At 37.8% G+C, this 21897-nt stretch carries 16 protein-coding genes and 1 pseudogene; 5 read left to right on the top strand and 12 right to left on the bottom strand.

Features of this window, described 5'->3' with window-relative positions:
- Positions 1-207: 207 nt before the first annotated feature.
- From pgi to uvrC, 9 genes are all read right to left on the bottom strand, one after another.
- Positions 208-1851 (bottom strand): glucose-6-phosphate isomerase, encoded by a 1644-nt coding sequence (gene pgi / locus FJA49_RS00445; protein ID WP_139997720.1) that lies wholly within the window; start codon positions 1849-1851, stop codon positions 208-210.
- A 57-nt stretch (positions 1852-1908) separates the two neighbouring features.
- Complete coding sequence (locus FJA49_RS00450; RefSeq protein ID WP_139997722.1) at positions 1909-3150, bottom strand: M23 family metallopeptidase; 1242 nt, start codon at positions 3148-3150, stop codon at positions 1909-1911.
- An 18-nt stretch (positions 3151-3168) separates the two neighbouring features.
- Positions 3169-4110, bottom strand: a complete 942-nt coding sequence (locus tag FJA49_RS00455) for a tryptophan 2,3-dioxygenase family protein (RefSeq protein ID WP_199758341.1) — start codon at positions 4108-4110, stop codon at positions 3169-3171.
- 1 nt (position 4111) lies between these two features.
- Positions 4112-4885: a DUF3108 domain-containing protein gene (locus tag FJA49_RS00460; protein ID WP_139997725.1), complete on the bottom strand. Its 774-nt coding sequence runs from the start codon at positions 4883-4885 to the stop codon at positions 4112-4114.
- 297 nt (positions 4886-5182) lie between these two features.
- Positions 5183-6343 carry a 4-hydroxyphenylpyruvate dioxygenase gene (hppD, locus tag FJA49_RS00465; protein WP_139997727.1) on the bottom strand — a complete coding sequence of 387 codons (1161 nt, stop codon included), beginning with the start codon at positions 6341-6343 and terminating at the stop codon, positions 5183-5185.
- Positions 6344-6424: 81 nt separating this feature from the next.
- Positions 6425-7582 carry a homogentisate 1,2-dioxygenase gene (locus tag FJA49_RS00470; protein WP_139997729.1) on the bottom strand — a complete coding sequence of 386 codons (1158 nt, stop codon included), beginning with the start codon at positions 7580-7582 and terminating at the stop codon, positions 6425-6427.
- Between the two features lie 243 nt (positions 7583-7825).
- Entirely contained in the window at positions 7826-9463 is a 1638-nt protein-coding gene (locus tag FJA49_RS00475; RefSeq protein WP_139997749.1) for an amino acid permease, read from the bottom strand.
- Between the two features lie 98 nt (positions 9464-9561).
- A complete protein-coding gene (locus tag FJA49_RS00480; protein ID WP_139997731.1) occupies positions 9562-11766 on the bottom strand; it encodes a patatin-like phospholipase family protein in 2205 nt (734 codons plus the stop codon).
- 8 nt (positions 11767-11774) lie between these two features.
- A complete protein-coding gene (uvrC, locus tag FJA49_RS00485; protein WP_139997733.1) occupies positions 11775-13568 on the bottom strand; it encodes an excinuclease ABC subunit UvrC in 1794 nt (597 codons plus the stop codon).
- A 122-nt stretch (positions 13569-13690) separates the two neighbouring features.
- On the opposite strand from uvrC, the gene FJA49_RS00490 reads away from it, so the two are divergent.
- From FJA49_RS00490 to FJA49_RS00505, 4 genes are all read left to right on the top strand, one after another.
- Positions 13691-14671 carry a succinylglutamate desuccinylase/aspartoacylase family protein gene (locus tag FJA49_RS00490; protein WP_233590043.1) on the top strand — a complete coding sequence of 327 codons (981 nt, stop codon included), beginning with the start codon at positions 13691-13693 and terminating at the stop codon, positions 14669-14671.
- Between the two features lie 12 nt (positions 14672-14683).
- Positions 14684-15250: a 5-formyltetrahydrofolate cyclo-ligase gene (locus tag FJA49_RS00495; protein WP_139997735.1), complete on the top strand. Its 567-nt coding sequence runs from the start codon at positions 14684-14686 to the stop codon at positions 15248-15250.
- A 76-nt stretch (positions 15251-15326) separates the two neighbouring features.
- A complete protein-coding gene (locus FJA49_RS00500) occupies positions 15327-16484 on the top strand; it encodes a TlpA disulfide reductase family protein (RefSeq protein ID WP_139997737.1) in 1158 nt (385 codons plus the stop codon).
- A 37-nt stretch (positions 16485-16521) separates the two neighbouring features.
- Positions 16522-16713 carry a hypothetical protein gene (locus tag FJA49_RS00505; protein WP_139997739.1) on the top strand — a complete coding sequence of 64 codons (192 nt, stop codon included), beginning with the start codon at positions 16522-16524 and terminating at the stop codon, positions 16711-16713.
- On the opposite strand, the gene FJA49_RS00510 is transcribed toward FJA49_RS00505, so the two are convergent.
- From FJA49_RS00510 to ileS, 3 genes are all read right to left on the bottom strand, one after another.
- Positions 16710-17333 carry a lipoprotein signal peptidase gene (locus FJA49_RS00510; protein WP_139997741.1) on the bottom strand — a complete coding sequence of 208 codons (624 nt, stop codon included), beginning with the start codon at positions 17331-17333 and terminating at the stop codon, positions 16710-16712. The two genes, FJA49_RS00505 and FJA49_RS00510, sit on opposite strands and share 4 nt — an antisense overlap.
- A 142-nt stretch (positions 17334-17475) precedes the next feature.
- Positions 17476-17856 (bottom strand): TraR/DksA family transcriptional regulator, encoded by a 381-nt coding sequence (locus tag FJA49_RS00515; RefSeq protein ID WP_056067507.1) that lies wholly within the window; start codon positions 17854-17856, stop codon positions 17476-17478.
- Between the two features lie 6 nt (positions 17857-17862).
- Positions 17863-21264 carry an isoleucine--tRNA ligase gene (ileS, locus tag FJA49_RS00520; RefSeq protein ID WP_139997743.1) on the bottom strand — a complete coding sequence of 1134 codons (3402 nt, stop codon included), beginning with the start codon at positions 21262-21264 and terminating at the stop codon, positions 17863-17865.
- Positions 21265-21712: 448 nt separating this feature from the next.
- Here ileS and FJA49_RS18545 point away from each other — a divergent pair.
- A pseudogene (locus FJA49_RS18545) lies at positions 21713-21897 on the top strand (hypothetical protein); the annotation flags it as partial.

Consider the following 21897-nt stretch of genomic DNA (forward strand, 5'->3'; position numbering starts at 1 on the left):
TAAATAATTGGGTTAGATTTCGACAAAGGTCTCTCAACAATTATTTCCCAACGTTATGTTAAGATTATAAAATCACAAAGCTATTTTGAGAAGGAAAATGAGTCGAAAAGGCATCAAAAATTCAATTTATAACCCTTAAAAAAAGAGATAAAACAAAAAATCCTTATGCATGCATAAGGATTTTGAAAATTTTAAACAGAATGGTCTTTATTTCTTATGTAAAAAATATGTTAGCAAAAGTGTTGTAGAGCTATCATGCTGTTTTACAACGCCTGAATTGATTTCCTCTAAAATCGAATTGGCCAATTGTTTTCCAAGCTCGACTCCCCATTGGTCATAACTGAAAATATTCCAGATTACGCCTTGTACGAAAATCTTGTGTTCGTATAATGAAATTAGCGAACCTAAAGCTTCTGGCGTCAGCTGTTGGATTAGCAATGTATTGGTTGGCTTGTTTCCCTGAAAAACCTTAAATGGCGTCAGAAATTCTGCAGCTCCGGAAGAGAAGTTTGTTTTTGTAAATTCTGATCTTACTTGGTCTTCTGTCTTTCCATTCAGCAAAGCTTCTGTTTGTGCAAAGAAGTTTGACATCAATTTATTATGATGGTCCTCATCGCCATATAGAGGCTTCACAAAACCGATAAAATCAGTAGGAATCAATTTTGTTCCCTGGTGGATTAGTTGGAAAAATGCATGTTGCGAGTTGGTTCCCGGCTCACCCCAAATGATTGTTCCTGTTTGGTAATTTACAGGATTGCCATCTCTGCCTACGCTTTTCCCGTTGCTTTCCATAATTCCTTGCTGAAGGTATGGCGCCAGTTTTTGTAGGTATTGTGTATATGGGATCAGCGCTTCGCTTTCTGCTCCGAAGAAGTTATTGTACCAAACGCTCAAAAGTGCCAGGACAACCGGGATATTCTGGTTGAATTCTGCCGATTTGAAATGTTCGTCCATTTCATTAGCGCCTTTTAACAATTTATTGAAATTGTCGAATCCTACAGCCAGACTGATGGATAGGCCTACGGCACTCCACAAAGAGAATCTTCCGCCAACCCAGTCCCACATAGGAAAAACATTATCCGGATTGATTCCGAATTCTGTTACTTTTTGGATATTTGTAGAGACCGCCACAAAATGCTTGGCGACATCTTCTTGTTTTGCTGATTTTAAGAACCACTTACGTACCGTTTCAGAGTTTGAAAGCGTTTCTTGAGTCGTAAATGTTTTTGAAACTACTACAAAAAGTGTTGTTTCCGGGTTTAGGTTTTTGATTTTTTCCTGAACATGGTCACCGTCAACATTTGAGATAAAATGGACATTCAGGTGATTTTTATAAAACTGAAGCGCTTCTACAACCATCGCCGGGCCAAGATCTGAACCGCCAATTCCAATGTTTACCATATCTGTAAAAGCTTTTCCGGTAAAACCTTTTCTTTGTCCGCTAATAATCTCATCACAAAAAGCCTTAATCTTGTTTTTAACGAGATATACTTCCGGCATTACATTTTGTCCGTCTACATTAATTACAGCAGATTCTGGAGCTCGCAAAGCAGTATGAAGCACGGCTCTGTTTTCGGTTTCGTTTATAACATCACCATTAAAATATTTTGCAATGGCATCTTTTAGATTTACTTCCTCAGCCAATGACAAAAGCAGGCTTATTGTTTCTTCTGTGATGATATTTTTAGAATAATCTACAAGAAAGTTATTCCACTGAAGATTGAATTTTTCTGCTCTGCTGTTATCGTTTGCAAACATTTCCTGCATTGAAGCATATTGCATTGTAGCGAAATGTTCACGCAATTTTTGCCAAGCAACTGTTCCTGAGGGATTGGTTTTGCCTAAAGCCATGGTAATAAAGAATTAGATTTGTAGTCTTTTGAAGGCTCAAATTTAGGCAATAATGATTTATTTTTTGAATTTAATTGCTGCGATACTGTCTAATTCTTTTTTAAGCGGCGTCATTTCGGCCATGAATCTTGGTTTGTATTTCGCATCCATCGGGATTGAATTCGGAAGCTTTTGCTTAAGGGCATCTACCTGTACGCCATTTTTCCAGAAACGGTAACAAACGTGCGGTCCGGTTGCCAAACCTGTGCTTCCTACTTTTCCAATGACATCGCCTTGAGAAACTCTCTGACCCTGGCGTACCAGAATTTTAGACATATGGAGATATTGTGTAGAATAGGTCGAATTGTGCTTGACTTTTACAAAGTTTCCGTTTCCTGCCGTATATCCTGTTTTTTCAACAACACCTGTTGCAGTTGTAATAATTGGCGTTCCAGATGGAGCAGCATAATCAGTTCCATTATGTGCCTTGAATCGTTGTTGTACGGGATGGAATCTTCGGGTTGAAAATTTTGAGGAAATCCTGAATCCGAATTTCAGAGGTGCTTTCAAGAACATGGTCTTAAGTACCTTTCCTTCCTCATCGTAATAGTTAACTTTTTTTGCTGTAGTATCCTGCTTAAACGGGAATGCATAGATTTTTTTCCCTTTGTATTCAAAAAAAGACGCTTCCAGACTTTCTACACCTGCATAAATGGTATCGCTAATGTATTTTTCATTGAAGGTAACTGCAAACTTATCGCCTTTCTGAATCTTGAAGAAATCGACAGAATACGCATAAATATCAGCCAGATTTTGAGCGAGTGAAGCATCAACGCCGGCTTTGCTTAAGGTTTCGGATAATGAGCTTTCAATTTCAGTAGCTATAGTCCTTCTCTTAATTGTTATGGGTTTTTGATTTCTATAGGCAACTATAGAATCTCTCAGGTCAATAACGCTGTAATGAATATTATCAGGCTGGTATATAAAAACTTGTACTGTATTTGGTGCTTTTTTAGACTTTAAAATAGTGTAAGGTCTTCCAGCACGAATATCTTTGAAGTTAAAAGAGTCTCTTGCCTTTTCTGTTATATCATGTACTTTGTATTTTCCCAGGTCATGTTTGTCCATCAACGTTCCGAAAGTATCGCCACTTTTGACTGTATCGTTAACAACCATAAAATCATTGAGCGTAAAGCCAAATTCAACAACGATAGGCTCTTTTACAGGAACTTCTTTAATGTTTTCTTTTTCAGATTTTTCTTCCTTGTTACAGGAAACGAGGGTAAATAGCAATAGTAAGGTTAAAACAGCGTATTTCAAATCGTATTCTTTAATCTATTAGACGTTTTTTTCTTCTCCCCAAGATGCCAATTCTTCCGGAGACCATAATTCTGGAAAAAATATCCTTCTTTGGTACTTAGGATGCATGTATTTCTTCCAATCGCTTCCGCCGGTGGCTTCTCCGTCACCTTTGCCGCTTCCGTCAATATATTTTTTTGCCGTATTCAAGTGCTGCATTACCCATGTAATGTTGACCGTATGGTCGTAGTGGCGCATGGCTTTGATCAATTCTTCGTTTTTTTGATCTTCTTCTGGCAATTCTTTGAATTTTTGCCAGACATTTATGGTATTATATTCTTCCATATAGCTTAAGAACTGCGGCTTGTATTTCCTTTCAAATTCTTTTAGCAAATATGATTTTTCGCCTGTATGATAATCTTTTCCTGCTGCCTGCCAATACAAGTGTTCTAGGGCATGTTCATAAGGCGTATTTCTGTCAATTGTTTTTCTGAAACGGTAATCAATCAGGTTGATCAGATCTGTAGAGCAAAACTCAATCAATCTGTATTGGGCACTTTGGAAACCGCTTGCCGGTGTGAGCGTATTCCTGAATTTCATATACTGCTCTATTTCCATTCCGTCACCCATGATGTCGAAGGAAGTGGTTAGCATATCAAAATAACGGCTGATACGCATCAGTTTTTCAGCAAAATAAGATGTTTCCGGTTTTGGAGTATGGCAAAGCTGCTCCATTTCCCATAAAATCATCTTGAACAAAAGCTCATTTACCTGATGGTACATGATGAACACCATCTCATCGGGTAAAGTTGTTCTTTGAATTTGTAAATTTAATAAGGCATCTGTCTGAATATAGTCCCAATAGGTTATCGGTTTGGACCAAAGCAGTCCTTCGAGATGGGTTTCGGTTTTCTGATTTATTGCCTGAAATTTTTTTTCTAGTTGATCTAATTGATCTTTTATATTGGGGGTAATCTCCATTTTATTTATCTGCTATAATTTTGAAAGGATGTATCAATCCTTTGTATCCATCCAAATCGGCTTTTAGAGAACCTACAGCGAGGCTTGCCTTGATTCGGAGTGGAATTCTATTCTCATCGTCTGAAATCCAGACCGTTAAACTTTCTTCTTCTTTAAAAACACGACCGGCCTGAACATAAGGTCTAAAAATCATCGTATTTACTTTTCCAAATTTAGTTTTTAAAACTTCTCGTCCCATAAATTTTAACTTAAACTTTGTGGTTTCGTCGTCAAAAAACATATCAATAACGATTGACTCGCCCAGTTTGAGCTTGTCAATTGTAGGATGATTTCTTAAATAATAGAATGAGGAAACTATATCTTGTACGTTCTCAGGCACGGAAATGGTTTTTTCCGTATTTTTCTTGTAGTCTTTAACGAGTACGTTATTGGCTGACTGATTAAAAAAACCTTCCTGATTTTTGGTGTAGCCACCTTCGTTAATCTTTCTGACATACTGATAAGGCTGTCCGGTTTTTTTGTCAAAGAAACTTTGGTAATCATCATTTACCTTAAAGAAAAACTTTGTCATGCCTGTGGTATAGCCATTACCTACCGCATGGAAAACTTTTTTCCCATTTTTGGTAGCTTCCTTGATTTCAAGTGTGGCATAACCCGCATTGACTAAGCCATAGTGTATTCTGAACTTGAACCATTCACCAACATCAAAAGCTTTATCATCCTGAGCTTGTAGGTTCGCAGTTGCAAACAACAATAATATTATAATTTTTTTCATAATTCAATTTTATATGTCTTCCAACTGTTAAATACAATTTCTATTCCAAAAGTATTAAAACAAAAAAACCCAGTCAAAGATATGACTGAGTTTTTATGCTATTAACCAACCAAAAAACTATAAATTATGAAAAATTTACATAAAAATCGAAGGAAACCACTCCCTCTCTTTTTGCGGGTGCAAAGGTATGTAATAATTACAGTATTACAACTAAAAATTCAACTTTAACACAATATTAGCAAAAAATAGTTTTTTGAAAGGTTTGATTTTGCATTATTCTCAGAAAATTATACCATTTTATAAAGTTCCTCTTTTTTCTTGTTCTCTTTCAATAGATTCAAATAAAGCCTTGAAATTTCCTGCTCCAAATCCACGAGCTCCCATTCTTTGAATGATTTCAAAAAACAATGTTGGACGATCCTGAACTGGCTTTGTAAAGATCTGCAAAAGGTATCCTTCCTCATCAGCATCAACCATGATCGCCAATTTTTCAATTTCGTTCATGTCTTCCTTCATCATATTCATGTGCTCGCCCAATCTTTGCGGAACTGCTTCATAATACGCTTTTGGAGGTGCTGACAAAAATTCAACACCACGAGCTTTTAATTGAGAAACCGTTTTGATGATATCGTCAGTTGCTATTGCGATGTGCTGAATACCAGGACCGCCGTAGAATTCCAAATATTCTTCAATCTGTGATTTTTTCTTTCCTTCAGCTGGTTCATTGATAGGGAATTTGATTCTTCCGTTACCGTTTGACATTACTTTACTCATCAAAGCAGAATATTCTGTGTTGATTTGCTTATCATCAAACGAAAGGAAATTTACAAATCCCATCACATCTTCATACCATTTAACCCAGGTATTCATTTCTCCCCAGCCCACATTTCCAACCATATGGTCGATGTATTTGAATCCTGTTGGTTCTGGATTGTAATCTGATTTCCATTCTTTATAGCCTGGCAAGAATACTCCGTTGTAGTTTTTTCTTTCTACAAACATATGGACAGTTTCGCCATACGTATAGATTCCAGCACGGACAACTTCTCCAAATTCATCTTTTTCAACCGTTGGTTCCATAAAAGGTTTTGCACCTCTTTTTGTAGTTTCTTCAAAAGCGCTTCTTGCATCTTCCACCCAAAGAGCAGCAACTTTCACACCGTCACCATGTTTTCTTAGGTGGTCATTCAATACTGAATCTCCGTTTAAAGGCGTAGTCAACACCAAACGGATTTTATCTTGTTTCAAAACATAAGAAGCTCTGTCGCGAACTCCTGTTTCTAAACCTGCATAGGCCAATGATTGAAAACCGAAAGCTGTTTTATAATAATGTGCAGCCTGTTTTGCATTGCCTACATAAAATTCTACGTAATCTGTTCCTAATAGCGGAAGGAAATCTTGTGCTCCTTCAAATATTTTTTCTAATCCGTATTCTACTGATTTTACTTCTTTACTCATTTTAGTATGTTTTTTTCCAACCCTAGCAGGGTATGAAACCCTCCAGGGCTGCTAGTTGTTTTTTGTTTTATTTGTTTTTTGTTACTCTACCCAAGACTTATAGTATTGCCCATCGTCCAATCCCATTGCTTCTTCGGTTACCATCAACGGACGGAAGGTGTCTACCATAACTGCCAATTCTTCGGTTTCTGTTTTGCCAATACTTCTTTCCATAGCACCTGGTGCCGGTCCGTGAGGAATTCCTTTTGGATGCAGCGTGATATGTCCTTGCTCGATATTGTTTCTGCTCATGAAATCGCCGTCAACGTAATACAGTACCTCATCGCTATCGATGTTGCTGTGGTTGTATGGAGCCGGAATTGATTTTGGGTGATAATCGTAAAGTCTCGGACAGAAAGAGCAAACAACGAAAGTTGATGTCTCAAAAGTCTGGTGTATTGGTGGCGGTAAATGCACACGCCCTGTGATTGGTTCAAAATTATGAATACTGAAACCGTAAGGAAAATTATATCCGTCCCATCCAACTACATCAAAAGGATGTGTTGCATATACTACTTCATGGATCATTCCTTCTTTTTTAATCTTGATCAGAAAGTCTCCTTTTTCGTCATAGGTTTCTAGTTCTGTTGGCAATTTGAAATCTCTTTCGCAAAATGGCGAATGTTCCAAATGCTGTCCTGATTCGTTCTTGTATCGTTTTGGCGTGTAAAAAGGCGCAAAAGATTCTACGTAGAACAAACGGTTATCAGAAGTTTCAAAATCGATCTGATAAATAATTCCTCTTGGAATAATCAGGTAATCTCCATACTCAAAAGGTATGTTACCCATCATTGTACGCAAGGTTCCTTTTCCTCTGTGAATGAAAATCATTTCATCGGCATCGGCATTTTTATAGAAATAGTCACGTAATGATTTTTGTGGAGCTGCCAAACCTATCGTACAGTCTCTATTGACAAGCATTGCTTTTCTGCTATCCAGGAAATCTTCCTGTGGCTTCAATTCGAAACCTTTAAGCAGCAATGACTTTATATTTTTACCAATGGCAATTTTAGGTTCAACAGAATACGAAGCTTTGATTTCTTTTACTTGCGTTGGCCTGTGGACATGGTATAACAGAGAAGAATGTCCGTGAAAACCTTCTGTACCAAAAAGCTGCTCGTAATAGAATCCGCCATTTGGTTTTTCAAATTGCGTATGTCTCTTTTGGGGAAAATTCCCCAATTTATGATATAATGGCATAATTATTAGATTTATAAATTATGAATTTAGATTTCAGATATAGAATCCAAAAACTCATTCTGGGTTTCTCTTAATGAGAAACTTCAGATGTGCCAATAAACCGTCCCAACTTGTATTCATAGTCACAAATATCGGAAAAATTAATTTTTTCACCTTATTTCTTGTGAAATATTTATAAAAAGGAAAAAGGCATTACTGAATATAAAATTTTTCAGTAATGCCTTTATTTATTTTAGAGAAAATCTATCTGGTTTTTTTATAGCTATAGGCATAGATCAAGGCATGAATTGCCGCAAAAGCCAATGAGAAATAATATAAGAAACTATCGTCAATATTTGGATCTCTGTGGTGGATGATTGCTACAATCACTAAAGCTACAACCATTCCAAACCCGGAACCGGCTACTACTTTAAAGCTGTCTAAGTTAAAGTTTCCTTTATTCAGGATACTGTTTTTCATTCCGTAAAACAGGTAAAGGTCAAAACCAATCATCATCCAAACAATTAGACGAATCCAAGTATCCAATGGTAAAAATACCATCATGAATAAACAAACCAATACTCCTGCAATCGGCACGAATGGAACCAACGGCGTCTTGAACGCTCTTGGTGCATCCGGCATTTTTTTACGCATTATCAATACACCGATACAAACTAATATAAAGGCAAATAATGTTCCAATACTTGTCATTTCTCCCACAACTCTAGCAGGTACAAACGCAGCAAAAAGGCTTACGATTACCATGAACAGGAAGTTGTTTTTAGCAGGAGTTCTAAATTTTGGATGCACTTCAGAGAATACTTTTGGCATAAGTCCGTCTTTACTCATAGAGAAGAATACACGGCTCTGCCCCATAAGCATCACTAAAATTACCGATGCATATCCTCCTAAAATTGCCAGAAGAATTGCATTGTTAAGCCATGGATAGGCTGGCGTAATCATTCCATCTGCTCCTGCAGGCCCCATCGCTTCTACTGCAATGGCAACAGGCGCTATACCGTCTTTTCCGGCAAAGGCTTGATAATTCACCACCCCTGTCATCACATGGGCAAATAGAACATATAAAACAGTACAGATTGCCAAGGACAATAATATTCCTATTGGCATGTCTCTTTTTGGATTTTTAGCTTCTTGGGCTGCTGTAGAAACGGCATCAAAACCAATATAGGCAAAGAATACAATAGCAGCAGCTCTAATAATTCCCGAAAATCCAAATTCACCAAAAGTTCCTTTATTTGCCGGGATATAAGGTGTGTAGTTTTCTGGTCTGATGTATTGCCATCCAACAGCAATAAAAATCAATACAACACTAACTTTTAAGAGTACGATGATTCCATTTACGAAAGCAGACTCTTTGGTTCCTCTCATCAATACTAATGACATTATCATGACAATCAGTACAGCAGGAACATTTATTATTCCTCCTTCAAAAGGAGAAAGCATATAGGCATCGTCTATATGGATTCCATAGCCGCTCAAAAATTTACCGAGATATCTGGACCAGCTAATTGAAACCGTAGCCGCTCCAACAGCATATTCCAGTACCAAATCCCAACCTATGATCCATGCTACAAATTCTCCCATTGTTGCAAATGAATAGGTATAGGCACTTCCGGCTACCGGAATCATTGAAGAAAATTCCGCATAGCACAAACCAGCAAAAACGCATCCAAATGCAGCTACTAAAAAAGAAATCGTAATTGCAGGGCCTGCATTCATCGATGCGGCAAGACCTGTTATCGAAAATAATCCGGCCCCTATTATCGCTCCTATTCCTAGGGCTACCAATCCTGGCGCAGTTAATGTTTTCTTTAAGCCTTTTTCATCTTCCGATGCTTCTGACAGTAATTGTGTAAGTGATTTTCTTCTCCAAATAGACATATATTTGATTAGTTTAGTGTTTATTGGTTCCAAATATAGTTTTTTTATGGAATAATTAACACATAAACGGTAGATATAATTTTTCAGGAATAGATTCTTTAAAACCAGAATCCTACACTAACCCATGTATGATGGTCTTTGGTTTCCGGCGACCATGAATGCTTGATTTCTACCGGTCCGATGATTGTTTCCAGGCCATATCCAAAGGAATATCCCGAAAAATTTGGACGGTCAAACCAACTGCTGCTATCAAAAATCTTATTGCCGATGTTGGCATAATTTGCCATGAAGTTTAAATGGTTTTTTCGGAATATCTCATAATCAACACCCACGGCTCCCTTGATATAGCTATTTCCGGAAAGACTCACAAAATCATATCCGTAGAAATGCCTAAAGTTGTTAATCATGTTGAAGCCATAGCCGCCCAATACAAAATCAAAGAATGGGACGCTCTGTTCACCTACCGTGAATCCGGCTTCAGATTGAAGGTTTAGCGTAAATTTATTAAAAAAGGTTTTCGAAAAAGCCATTTCTCCTTTAAGGATACTGAAATTCTGATATTCATTGGTATAGTCTGATGAATATAGGAAAGACTGGAAATCGCCACTAAAAAGGAATCCGTTTTTCGGAAAATATTTCTTGTCGAAAGAATCGTATTTCACATATGCAATAACGCTCAGGTAATCGCTGTTTTCCAAAACAGGATCTGTTGCTTCAAATGTTTTTGTCTTAATCTTCAAGTGCTTGTACTCCGCCCCGGCTCCAATAAGAAATTTTTGGGCAAAAAGGGTTTGGAAATAGGCCTGATTGGTAAAATCGGAATAATCGATATTTATTGAACTCAACCCAAACAAGTTCAGCAGTTCGCCATCGTTAAAGTCTGTAAGTACGTTACGGTTAAAGGTATTATACCTGGATTTGATCCCAAAACTCCAGTAAAATCCATTATCAATATAATAGTCCAGATAATACCTAAAATTATCTCCCAGCCCAATATCCACAGAAACGATATCGTTTTTCAGAAGAAGTTTTTTCTGGGTTACATTCAACAAAATGGCACTTTTGTATAATCCATCATAATGCAATCCAAATTTCAGATAGGTCTTGATTGGATTTTCTACCAAAGTCATGTTTAACACATCATTTCCGGAAGCCGACTTGGAAAACGAATAGCCAATACTGCTAAAGTTTTGGGTTGCGCTCAAAGTATTGATTCCTTTGTCCAAATCTTCATAGCTTATTTTAGACCCGGCTACAAATCCCAACTTTCCGATGACATAGGTACGGGTATAGTTTTCCAACTGAGGCGTCCTAATTTCACTGACAAACAGGCTATCTCTTTGCAAAGGAACTAACCTTTTCACAGGCTTTTCCGCATTTCCTATTTTTTGGATCTGGTCAATTACTTTCCGTGCTGCATCTTCTCCTGTTTTGATAATTTCTTGACCTTGAGAAAATGAAATAACAGAATAGGCCGTAATGTCGGGTTTTATATAAATATCCGTCGCCTTTCTTTTACGATCCATTTTCTGGATCATCTGCATATTTGATATCTGAACCAAAATTTTCGTAGCATCTGTCAAGGCATCTCTGCCTTTCAGGTCGTCCTGTACGTCAACACCAATAATGATATCAGCACCTAGATTTTTCACTTCCAGAATTGGATAATTATTGGTAACGCCGCCATCTACCAGCAATTTGCCGTCAATTTCAACAGGCATGTATAACGATGGTAGTGCCGCACTTGCTGCCATAGCCTGCGGAAGGGAACCTTTATTCAATAGCACTTGTTGTCCGGTTTCAATGTCTGTGGCAATACACAAAAACGGAATCGGCAGTTGGTTAAAATCCCGTATATGTCTCACGTTGTGCGTTAGCTTGTTGAGCATATTGAAATTATACAACCCTTTTGACAAGGCTCTCGGAATTCCGATTTTCATTTTTTTGAAAGGCAATGTCAGCGCATATAGCTCGTCATTCCTTTTTTCGTAGAAGTTTTTAGTCGATCTTGGGATATAATCCTGAATCAAGGCATCATAATCCGTCGTCTTGAAGATTGAGTCAATTTGGGTGGCACTATATCCCGAAGCATAGAGTCCGCCAATAATTGCTCCCATACTGGTTCCTCCGATATAAGAAATCTCTACTCCGGATTCTTCCAGTACTTTTAGGACACCTATATGGGCCAGTCCTTTTGCTCCACCTCCACTTAAAACTAATCCTACTTTTGGTTTTTTCTGCTCTTGTGAAAATACCACCGAGACAGAGAACATCAGCAGAAGTATAAGAGCTATTTTTTTCATAGGATAGGTTACTTGGTGGAATTGTAAAAGTCGGTAATTTTTTTGGCTTTTGAAATACCTACAACGTCAGAAATTTCTTTTTCTGTTGCCTGTGACAATCTTTTAACAGATTTGAAATGTTTTATTAGCGTAACCATAGTTTTTTCACCAATTCCAGGTATGGTTTCTATTGAAGTTTTTAAGGCTCCTTTGCTTCTTTTATCGCGATGGTGTGTTATCCCGAAACGGTGCGCTTCGTTTCGCAGTTGCTGGATGACTTTCAATGTTTCTGATTTCTTGTCCAGATACAACGGAATCGAATCGCCCGGATAGAACAGTTCTTCCAAACGCTTGGCAATACCAATGATTGCTATTTTACCCCGTAAATCTAAATCTTCCAAACTTTTCAATGCTGAAGACAGCTGTCCCTTTCCACCGTCAATGATGATGAGCTGTGGCAAAGGCTGGTTTTCGTCTAACAATCTTTTGTATCTTCTGTAAACGACTTCTTCCATAGAAGCAAAATCATTTGGCCCTTCAACCGTCTTGATATTAAAATGGCGATAGTCTTTTTTGCTTGGCTTGCCATCCTTAAACACTACGCAGGCCGCAACAGGATTGGTTCCTTGAATATTGGAGTTGTCAAAGCATTCAATATGTCTTGGTTCGACAGAAAGACGAAGGTCTTTTTTCATCTGCGCCATGATTCTGTTTGTATGTCGGTCCGGATCAACAATCTGCAATTGTTTGAGCTGATCCATACGATAGAATTTCGCATTTCGGATAGAGAGTTCCAAAACTTGTTTCTTATCACCCAATTGCGGAACAGTTACTTTAATGTTTTCACCTAAATCAACCTCAAAAGGCACGATCACTTCTTTTGACAGTAATCTGAATCGCTCCCTCATTTCTACAATAGCCAATTCCAGCAGTTCCTCGTCTGATTCGTCCAGCTTCTTTTTCAGTTCCATCGTATGCGAACGAATGATCGCTCCGTGTGAAATCTGCAAAAAGTTGATATAGGCCATACTTTCGTCAGAAATAATAGAAAACACATCTACATTTGAAATCCTTGGATTGACAATCGTAGACCGTGACTGGTAATTTTCTAAGGTTTCAATCTTGTCTTTTATCTTTTGTGCTTCTTCAAACTTCATTTCAGAAGCGAGATTTTTCATGAGCGTCTTAAAGTCTTTTAAGCTTTCCTTGAAATTTCCTTTTAGTATTTCGCGGACAGCTTCTACATTTCCTTGGTAATCTTCCAAAGATTGGTATCCTTCACACGGTCCTTTGCAGTTTCCGATGTGGTATTCCAAACAGACTTTGTATTTCCCTGAATTAATATTTTCTCTGGACAAATCATAGTTGCAGGTTCTCAAAGGATATAACTCCTTGATAAGATCCAAAAGCGTATGAACTGTCTTAAAGCTCGTATAAGGACCGAAATACTCCGATCCGTCCTTTATCATATTTCTGGTGGTGAATATCCTTGAAAACGGCTCTTTCTTGATACAAATCCATGGATAGGTCTTGTCATCTTTCAACAAGACATTGTATCGCGGCTGGAGTTTTTTTATCAGGTTATTTTCAAGTAGCAAGGCATCCGTTTCTGTTGGCACGACTATATGCCTGATGGAAACGATTTTGCGAACCAAAACATTGGTCTTCCCGCTATCGTGCAGCTTATTGAAATAGGACGAAACACGCTTGCGAAGATTTTTTGCTTTCCCTACATACAGAATCTTATCATCCTTATCATAATACTGGTATACACCCGGTCCATCGGGCAATGTCTGAATCTGAAGTTCAAGAGGAGTTCGCATCTTACAAAGTTAGTTTCAAAAATTCCGAATTGCAAGCACTCAATTTCAATTTTTAAATGGTTTTAGGAAATATTTAGCGTTCCGAATCTCAATTTTTATACATTTATATTTTTAAACACGACATGGCGAAACCATCCTATAAAAGCCTTACCATTTTGGGCGAAACCATCCTTCCAGGCGAGAGCCGGACTCTGAATATGGAAATTGCAAAACTCCATACGATGACGAAGCTGAAAATACCAGTAATTATTGAACGTTCAGAAATAGACGGCCCTACGGTTTTATTTTCCGCAGGACTTCATGGAGATGAGATTAATGGGATTGAAATTGTCCGACAGCTTATTGTACAGAAAATCAACAGACCTAAAATAGGCACTATTATTTGTATTCCGGTTATTAATGTTTTTGGCTTTTTGAACCGAAGCCGTGAATTTCCAGATGGCCGCGATATGAATCGTGTTTTTCCAGGTAGCAAAAACGGATCGTTGGCCAGTCGCTTTGCTTATTATCTTTTGAAGGAAATCATTCCGAATGTTGATTATTGTATTGATTTTCATGCCGGTGGTGCCAGCCGATTTAATGCTCCACAAATACGCATTGTTCCTAACAATCACGAATTAAAAGCACTAGCCGATGTTTTCCATGCACCTTTTGCCCTGTATTCCAAAAACATTTCAGGTTCATTCCGAAATTCCTGCGATCGTTTAGGCGTAAAAATGTTGCTGTTTGAAGGTGGAAAATCACTTGACATCAATGAATCAATCACAGAACATGGCATTGAAGGCACAAAACGTTTCCTTAATCATTTTGGAATGCTGAATCCTAAAAGGAAAGCTGCTGATGCCAATCAAAAGATTATTTATATCGAAAAATCTACGTGGATTCGTGCGAAAGCTTCCGGTCTGTTTCATGGATTGACAACAATTGGTTCGTATGTAGAAAAAGGTCAGGTACTGGCTACTATTTCAGATCCTTATGGAAAAGTAGAATATAAAGTAAAGGCGCCTAATTCCGGATATATCATCAATGTCAATGATGCTCCTATCGTGTATCAGGGCGATGCCATTTTTCATATTACGACAGCATTGGAAAACCAGGGCTGAAAAACAAAACAAATGCACAAGAAAGAATTACGATTAAAATACAAGGCTTTACGAGCTGGACTTTCACAAGACGCTATAGAAGAGCGAAGTCTTGCTATTGCCAATCAGGTTGCTCAAATGGATATCTGGGATAAATTATACTATCATATTTTTCTGCCTATCAGCGAACATAAGGAAGTCGATACCGAATTCCTGCTTCAGGTACTGGCCGGAAAAGACAAGGAAATTGTGGTTTCCAAATCGGATTTCGAGACTCGGAAAATGACTCACTTTTTACTGACTGACAATACTAAATTCCGAAAAAACGAATACAATATCCCGGAACCTGTTGACGGAATTGAGGTTCCTGTTGATAAAATAGATGTGGTTTTTGTTCCGCTGTTGGCTTTTGACACTAAAGGACACCGTGCAGGCTACGGAAAAGGATTCTATGATCTTTTTTTATCCGGTTGCAAAAAAGACACATTGAAAATCGGACTTTCTTTTTTTGAGGCGGAAGAAGAAATCACTGATGTCTTCGAAAATGATGTTAGATTGGATTTTTGTGTGACTCCAAACACTGTATATCGGTTTGGCTAACAAATAATAATTTTTGCATCAATTATTATTCTTTACAATAAAACACTTATTTTTAGCACTTTAAAAACAGGAATAGATGCAAAAACCTGGCTACCACCAATTCAGAGCAACTAGAAAAACTTATCTTTTTGTCTCTTTTATTTTCTTTTTTGCAATAACAACAAATGCACAATTAAAGTATACAATTCAAGGAAATGGCAAAAAATTGAAGAATGGAGATATACTGTATTTGGTTTATGAAAAAAATGGAAAAACCGCAATGGATTCTGCTAAGGTCCATAAGAAAAAATTCACCTTCTCAGGCCAGATTGACAAACCAGTAAAGGCTTCTTTATATCGCAATGAAAATCCGATGAAGGCAAATATCGTGGCTGAATATCTGGCACTTTATCTTGAAAAAGGGACAATAAAATTCAATAACCCTGACACCTTGACCAACGCTTCTGTTGGCGGAACTCCGTTAAATGAAACAATGGAATTGTATCGTCTCAAACTTATTCCGTGGTCTAAAAAAATCCGAGCGATAAAAGATCCTGAGCTTTTTACCGAGATGGAAAAAAAAGACACCGCATTAGTTAACAGCACTAATACAAAACTAAGACAGCTTTTCTACGAACGCACAGAACTGGAGTTGGAATTTATAACCGAAAATCCCGCTTCTTATGTCAGCCTGGAAGTGCTAAGAGGGATATCAGGTCAAAGCAGATTCGTTGATAAAATCGAAGCCGCCTATAAACGACTTGATAAGAATCTGAAAACAACTCCTCAAGCCGCCGTTATTGAAGAAAACATATTGAAATCCCGTATGGTTGCCGTGGGTTCATCTGCCAAAGATTTCACCATAACTGATATGAATGGCAATGAAGTTCGCTTATCTTCTTTTAAAGGCAGTTATGTTTTATTAGATTTTTGGGCATCGTGGTGTGCTTCTTGCCGAAAAGAACATCCTAATTTAATTACCACCTATACAAAATTCAAAGAAAAAGGTTTTACAATTTTAAGCGTTTCTATTGACAACAATAAGGATAAATGGCTAAAAGCCGTGACTAGCGATAAGCTTAGTTGGCCTCAGGTTTCTGATTTAAAAGGAAATAATAGCGAAAGCTATCTGCTTTATGGTGTGACTACTATTCCGGCTAATTTTCTAATCAATCCAAAAGGAATCATCATCGCAAAAGATCTGAAAGGAGATTCACTGCAAGAGGAACTCGCTAAAGTATTCGCAGATAAATAAAAAATGTTAAAAATGCGTACCTTTAGAATAAAAAAAGATGAAAACTCCTTTTAAATTATCTATTGGATTGCTTTTGCTTTGCTTTGTATTTTCAATTTCAGGGTGTAGCGCAAGTGTCAGCACCGGAACTTCTAGCAAATCTAGCAAATCAAAACCATTGCCTCCGGGACAGGCTAAAAAAGTGACTGGAGAAAAGAGTGCTAAAAAATATGCTCCGGGACAGAACTAAGCCAGTTCTGAATGCTTATTAGAGCCTGAAAATGCTTTTTTATTGAATACAATCAATATCCCTACTCCTGTAGAAATAGCCATATCAGCTATATTAAAGATTGCATTAAAGAAAGTGAAGTGCTTGCCTCCCCAGATAGGCAGCCATTCCGGCAAATTGCCTTCCCAGATTGGAAAATAGAGCATATCAACTACTTTCCCGTGAAACCAGGTACCATAAGGCTGGTCCGAGAAAAGTGTAGCTGTCTGGCCTGTGCTATGGTCAAAGATTACACCATAAAAAACAGAATCGATAATATTTCCGAAAGCTCCTGCTAAAATAAGAGAAATGGCTACGATTAAATATCGGGAGCTGTGTTTTTTGACAGAATCCCATAGCCACCAACCAATTCCTGTTACGGCTACCAATCTAAAAAGCGTCAGGATTAGTTTTCCATAATCTCCAGGAATTTGGGTTCCCCAAGCCATTCCTTCGTTTTCAATCAATAAAATCTTAAACCAGCTGGCTACGTTTATCTGCCCATCTTCGCCATAGATAAAATTGGTTTTGATGTATATCTTGGATATCTGATCAACGATAAGAATTAGGATAACTAATAAATATGCTTTTTTTAATGACATTTTCTTTACTTTATTGCGCAAAAATAGAAATATTATTTATAAAATCACTTGCTACGATAGGTTCGTTTTGACTGTGCTTTTAAATATTAAAAAAACGCTCCTTAATACGGGAGCGTTTTTATTATCTGTTATTAGTAAGCAACTATCTCTGTAGGTTTTTGGCTTCGATACTCATTGTAGCATGAGGAACGATTTTAAGCCTTTCTTTGCTGATCAGTTTTCCTGTTACTTTGCAAACACCATACGTTTTGTTTTCTACTCTGAAAAGTGCATTTTTCAAATCGCGGATAAACTTTTCCTGGCGGATCGCCAACTGAGAGTTCGCTTCTTTTGACATGGTTTCGCTTCCTTCTTCGAATGCCTTAAATGTAGGTGATGTATCATCCGTTCCATTATTAAGGTCATTCATATAGGCGCTTTTGATCAAATCTAAGTCTGCTTGTGCTTTTTGTATTTTTTTTAAAATAATTTCTTTGAACTCTGCTAGATCAGCATCTGAGTATCTTGCAACTTCATCTACCATATTATATTATTTTGAAATTAATATACTTGTTTTTATATCGTCAAACTCAATTTCTATACCGTTTTCTACTTTATCCAGAATTATCAGCTCTTCTGTCAACGTTTCAGCCTTAATATAGTCCTGATTTGCTTGTAACGCTTCTTCAATAATTCCGTCTTTTTGGACTTGTACCTTGATTTTGTCTGTTACCTCAAATCCTGAGTCTTTCCTGATGTTTTGAATACGATTGACTAATTCCCTGGCAACTCCTTCTTTCCTCAATTCATCTGAAATGGTAATATCCAAAGCTACTGTAATTCCGTTTGCATTTGCTACCAACCATCCTTCGATATCTTGAGAGGAAATCTCAACATCTTCAGAGGTTAAATTAATACTTTTCCCTGATATAACAATATCTAGCGAACCATTTTTGTCCAATTCATTGATCTGTTCCTGCGAGAAATTTTGTATTTCTTTGGAAATCAGACCCATATCTTTACCAAAACGTGGCCCCAATGCTTTAAAATTAGGCTTAATCTGCTTCACTAACACCCCTGAAGCATCATCCAACAGCTCAATTTCTTTTACATTTACCTCTGCTTTTATCAGGTCAGATACAGCTTCAATCTCTGCTTTTTGTTTGGCGTCAAGTACCGGAATCATTACCTTTTGCAGGGGTTGGCGCACTTTTATCATCTCTTTTTTACGTAGGGACAATACTAATGACGAAATCGTCTGCGCTTTCTCCATCCTGCTTTCCAATGACTTATCAACAAAGTTATCAGCATATTCCGGAAAATCGGCCAAATGTACGCTATCGAATGTTTCCTTATGTGTTGCCTGTGTTAAATCTCTGTAAAGCCTGTCCATAAAGAACGGAGCGATAGGAGCACTTAGTTTGGCAACCGTCAAAAGACAGGTGTAAAGCGTCTGATATGCAGCAACTTTGTCTTGCGCATACTCGCCTTTCCAGAATCTTCTTCTGCATAAACGAACGTACCAGTTGCTCAAATTCTCCTGAACAAAGTCAGAAACAGCTCTTGCTGCTTTTGTCGGCTCATAATCTGTATAATAGCTGTCAACATTTTTGACCAAAGTATTCAGCTCCGATAATATCCAACGGTCAATTTCCGGTCTTTCCTGCAATGGCACTTCAGCTTCTGAATAAGAGAAACCGTCGATGTTTGCATATAAGGCAAAGAACGAATACGTATTGTATAAGGTTCCGAAGAATTTACGACGTACTTCGGCAACTCCTTCAATATCAAACTTTAAGTTATCCCACGGATTGGCATTTGAGATCATATACCAACGTGTGGCATCAGCGCCATATTCCGCCAATGTTGTAAACGGATCTACAGCATTACCCAAACGCTTGGACATTTTTTGTCCGTTTTTGTCCAATACCAAACCGTTTGAGACTACATTCTTATAAGCTACTTTATCAAAAACCAAAGCAGCTATAGCATGAAGTGTATAGAACCATCCTCTTGTCTGATCGACTCCTTCCGCAATGAAATCAGCTGGAAAGTCTTTGTTTCCATCAATCTTATCTTTGTTTTCAAAAGGATAGTGCCACTGTGCATACGGCATCGCTCCAGAATCAAACCAAACGTCAATAAGGTCTGTTTCACGTTTCATCGGTTTTCCAGAAGGCGAAACCAAAACGATTTCATCCACAACATTCTTATGCAGGTCTACCAAATCATAATTAGACTCTGACATGTTTCCGATTTCAAATCCTTTAAACGGATTTTCTTTTTGGAATCCTGCTTCAATCGATTTTTCAATGGCGTTATACAGTTCTTCAACAGAACCGATGATTACTTCTTCTCTTTTGTCTTCAGTTCTCCATATCGGCAACGGAATTCCCCAGTATCTTGAACGTGAAAGGTTCCAGTCATTGGCATTTTTAAGCCAGTTTCCAAAACGACCTTCTCCGGTAGATTTTGGCTTCCAGTTAATGGTTTCATTCAAGTCGAACATTCTGTCTTTTATATCCGTCACCTTGATAAACCAGGAATCTAATGGATAATACAACAATGGTTCGTCAGTTCTCCAGCTATGCGGATAACTGTGTACGTATTTTTCAACCTTAAAGGCTTTGTTTTCTTCTTTTAAACGAATTGCAATTTCAACATCTACCGATTTTTCCGGAGCTTCACCTGCATTATAATATTCGTTCTTTACATATTTGCCGGCAAACTCACCCATATGAGATATGAATTTTCCTTGCAGGTCTACCAATGGAACTGGTGTGCCATTTTCATCTAAAACCAGCATAGGTGGCACTTCTGGTGTTGCTTCTTTCGCTACTTTAGCATCGTCCGCACCAAATGTAGGAGCCGTGTGTACAATTCCGGTACCATCTTCAGTGGTAACGAAATCGCCCGAAATTACCCGAAATGCATTTTCAGGATTCTGATATGGTAACGTAAACGGCAATAATTGTTCGTAACGGATGCCCACTAGTTTAGCACCCGGCGCTTCAGTTACTATTTTATATGGCAACTGTTTGTCGCCGCTTTTTACTTTATCAAAATCAGCATCTTCTGTACTTTCAAAATAACCTTTACCAAATTGTTTACCAACCAGGTTCTTTGCCAAAATAACGTTTACTGGCTCAAATGTATATTGGTTAAATGTCTTTACCAGAACATAGTCAATTTTTGGCCCTACAGTAAGTGCCGTGTTAGACGGCAATGTCCAAGGCGTAGTTGTCCATGCTAAAAAATGGATATCACCAAGTCCTTGCAAAAAGGAAGGTAAGGTTTCTAAAACGGCTTTGAACTGTGCCACTATAGTCGTGTCAGTCACATCACGGTAAGCTCCCGGTTGATTAACTTCATGCGAGCTCAATCCTGTTCCAGCTTTTGGAGAGTAGGGTTGGATCGTGTAACCTTTATAAAGCAAACCTTTATCGTAAATCTGCTTCAACAGCCACCATATAGTTTCCATGTATTTTGACTTATAGGTCACATACGGATCTTGCATATCAACCCAGTAGCCCATTTTCTCAGTTAGGTCATTCCATACGTCTGTATAACGCATAACCGTTTTTTTACAGGCTTCGTTATATTCTTCAATAGAAATTGTCTTTCCGATATCTTCTTTAGTAATTCCTAATTCTTTTTCAGTTCCCAATTCAACCGGCAGTCCGTGTGTATCCCAGCCTGCTTTTCTTTTTACCTGAAAACCTTTTTGAGTCTTATAGCGACAGAAAATATCCTTAATAGCACGTGCCATTACGTGGTGAATACCCGGCAATCCGTTTGCTGAAGGTGGGCCTTCAAAAAACACATAAGGGCTGTTACCTTCTCGTGTGGTTACGCTCTTTTCAAATATCTCTTGTTTTTTCCAAAAATCAAGCACTTCAGAAGCCACTGTTGGCAAGTCAAGTCCTTTGTATTCAGTAAATTTTGTACTCATTTTTATCGCTTTGTAAAATCAATTTGCGAAAGTAATGAATTTTTTGATTAGTTATACCGTATCAGATATTCGTTTTTATAGAAGATTCCGCTGAATATCAGGAGTGCTGGTGTTATTTAAAAGAGATCTTTAATTCAATTACATTCCTAATCCAAGCTTTTTAATAATTCTGATTACAATCTACTTTTTCATCTTTTCTAATAGTTTTCCAGCTATTAGCTTATTATCTTCTTATTAAACAACAAATGGTATTATTTTCACACTAAACAAAGAAATATTTCAATTATAAATTTGATTATAATTTTATATTTGCATCCGAAACTTTAACATTTTTTACAGATTTTCTGTAATAGCGGGTTTTTCAAAGTGCGTAAAATTGTTCCAAAACTTTCGAAACACTGAATTATCAACAACTAATAATAACAAGCCAAATTTTAAATACATGCTTATGACTACAAACAAACACTCAAAGGCGCAACTGCTGGCCGCCTGCGTCCTGCTATCCGCAGGCTCGCTCCAAGCCCAGGACATCCTCTGGGAGAAATCCTACGGAGGAAATCACTCCGAATACCTATTCGACGCACAGCCCACTCCCGACTACGGGTTCATACTCGCAGGAAGCTCACTATCCCA

Source organism: Flavobacterium microcysteis (genome assembly GCF_006385255.1).
GTDB lineage: Bacteria > Bacteroidota > Bacteroidia > Flavobacteriales > Flavobacteriaceae > Flavobacterium > Flavobacterium microcysteis.

Excerpts from the sequence above, each read along its gene's own strand:
- FJA49_RS00475 (WP_139997749.1), bottom strand. The coding sequence starts at position 9,463 with ATGTCTATTTGGAGAAGAAAATCACTTACACAATTACTGTCAGAAGCA.
- FJA49_RS00470 (WP_139997729.1), bottom strand. The coding sequence starts at position 7,582 with ATGCCATTATATCATAAATTGGGGAATTTTCCCCAAAAGAGACATACG.
- FJA49_RS00510 (WP_139997741.1), bottom strand. The coding sequence starts at position 17,333 with ATGTCATTAAAAAAAGCATATTTATTAGTTATCCTAATTCTTATCGTT.
- FJA49_RS00500 (WP_139997737.1), top strand. The coding sequence starts at position 15,327 with ATGCAAAAACCTGGCTACCACCAATTCAGAGCAACTAGAAAAACTTAT.
- ileS (WP_139997743.1), bottom strand. The coding sequence starts at position 21,264 with ATGAGTACAAAATTTACTGAATACAAAGGACTTGACTTGCCAACAGTG.
- FJA49_RS00455 (WP_199758341.1), bottom strand. The coding sequence starts at position 4,110 with ATGGAGATTACCCCCAATATAAAAGATCAATTAGATCAACTAGAAAAA.
- FJA49_RS00495 (WP_139997735.1), top strand. The coding sequence starts at position 14,684 with ATGCACAAGAAAGAATTACGATTAAAATACAAGGCTTTACGAGCTGGA.
- FJA49_RS00480 (WP_139997731.1), bottom strand. The coding sequence starts at position 11,766 with ATGAAAAAAATAGCTCTTATACTTCTGCTGATGTTCTCTGTCTCGGTG.
- FJA49_RS00490 (WP_233590043.1), top strand. The coding sequence starts at position 13,691 with ATGGCGAAACCATCCTATAAAAGCCTTACCATTTTGGGCGAAACCATC.
- uvrC (WP_139997733.1), bottom strand. The coding sequence starts at position 13,568 with ATGCGAACTCCTCTTGAACTTCAGATTCAGACATTGCCCGATGGACCG.
- FJA49_RS00460 (WP_139997725.1), bottom strand. The coding sequence starts at position 4,885 with ATGAAAAAAATTATAATATTATTGTTGTTTGCAACTGCGAACCTACAA.
- FJA49_RS00505 (WP_139997739.1), top strand. The coding sequence starts at position 16,522 with ATGAAAACTCCTTTTAAATTATCTATTGGATTGCTTTTGCTTTGCTTT.
- hppD (WP_139997727.1), bottom strand. The coding sequence starts at position 6,343 with ATGAGTAAAGAAGTAAAATCAGTAGAATACGGATTAGAAAAAATATTT.
- pgi (WP_139997720.1), bottom strand. The coding sequence starts at position 1,851 with ATGGCTTTAGGCAAAACCAATCCCTCAGGAACAGTTGCTTGGCAAAAA.
- FJA49_RS00515 (WP_056067507.1), bottom strand. The coding sequence starts at position 17,856 with ATGGTAGATGAAGTTGCAAGATACTCAGATGCTGATCTAGCAGAGTTC.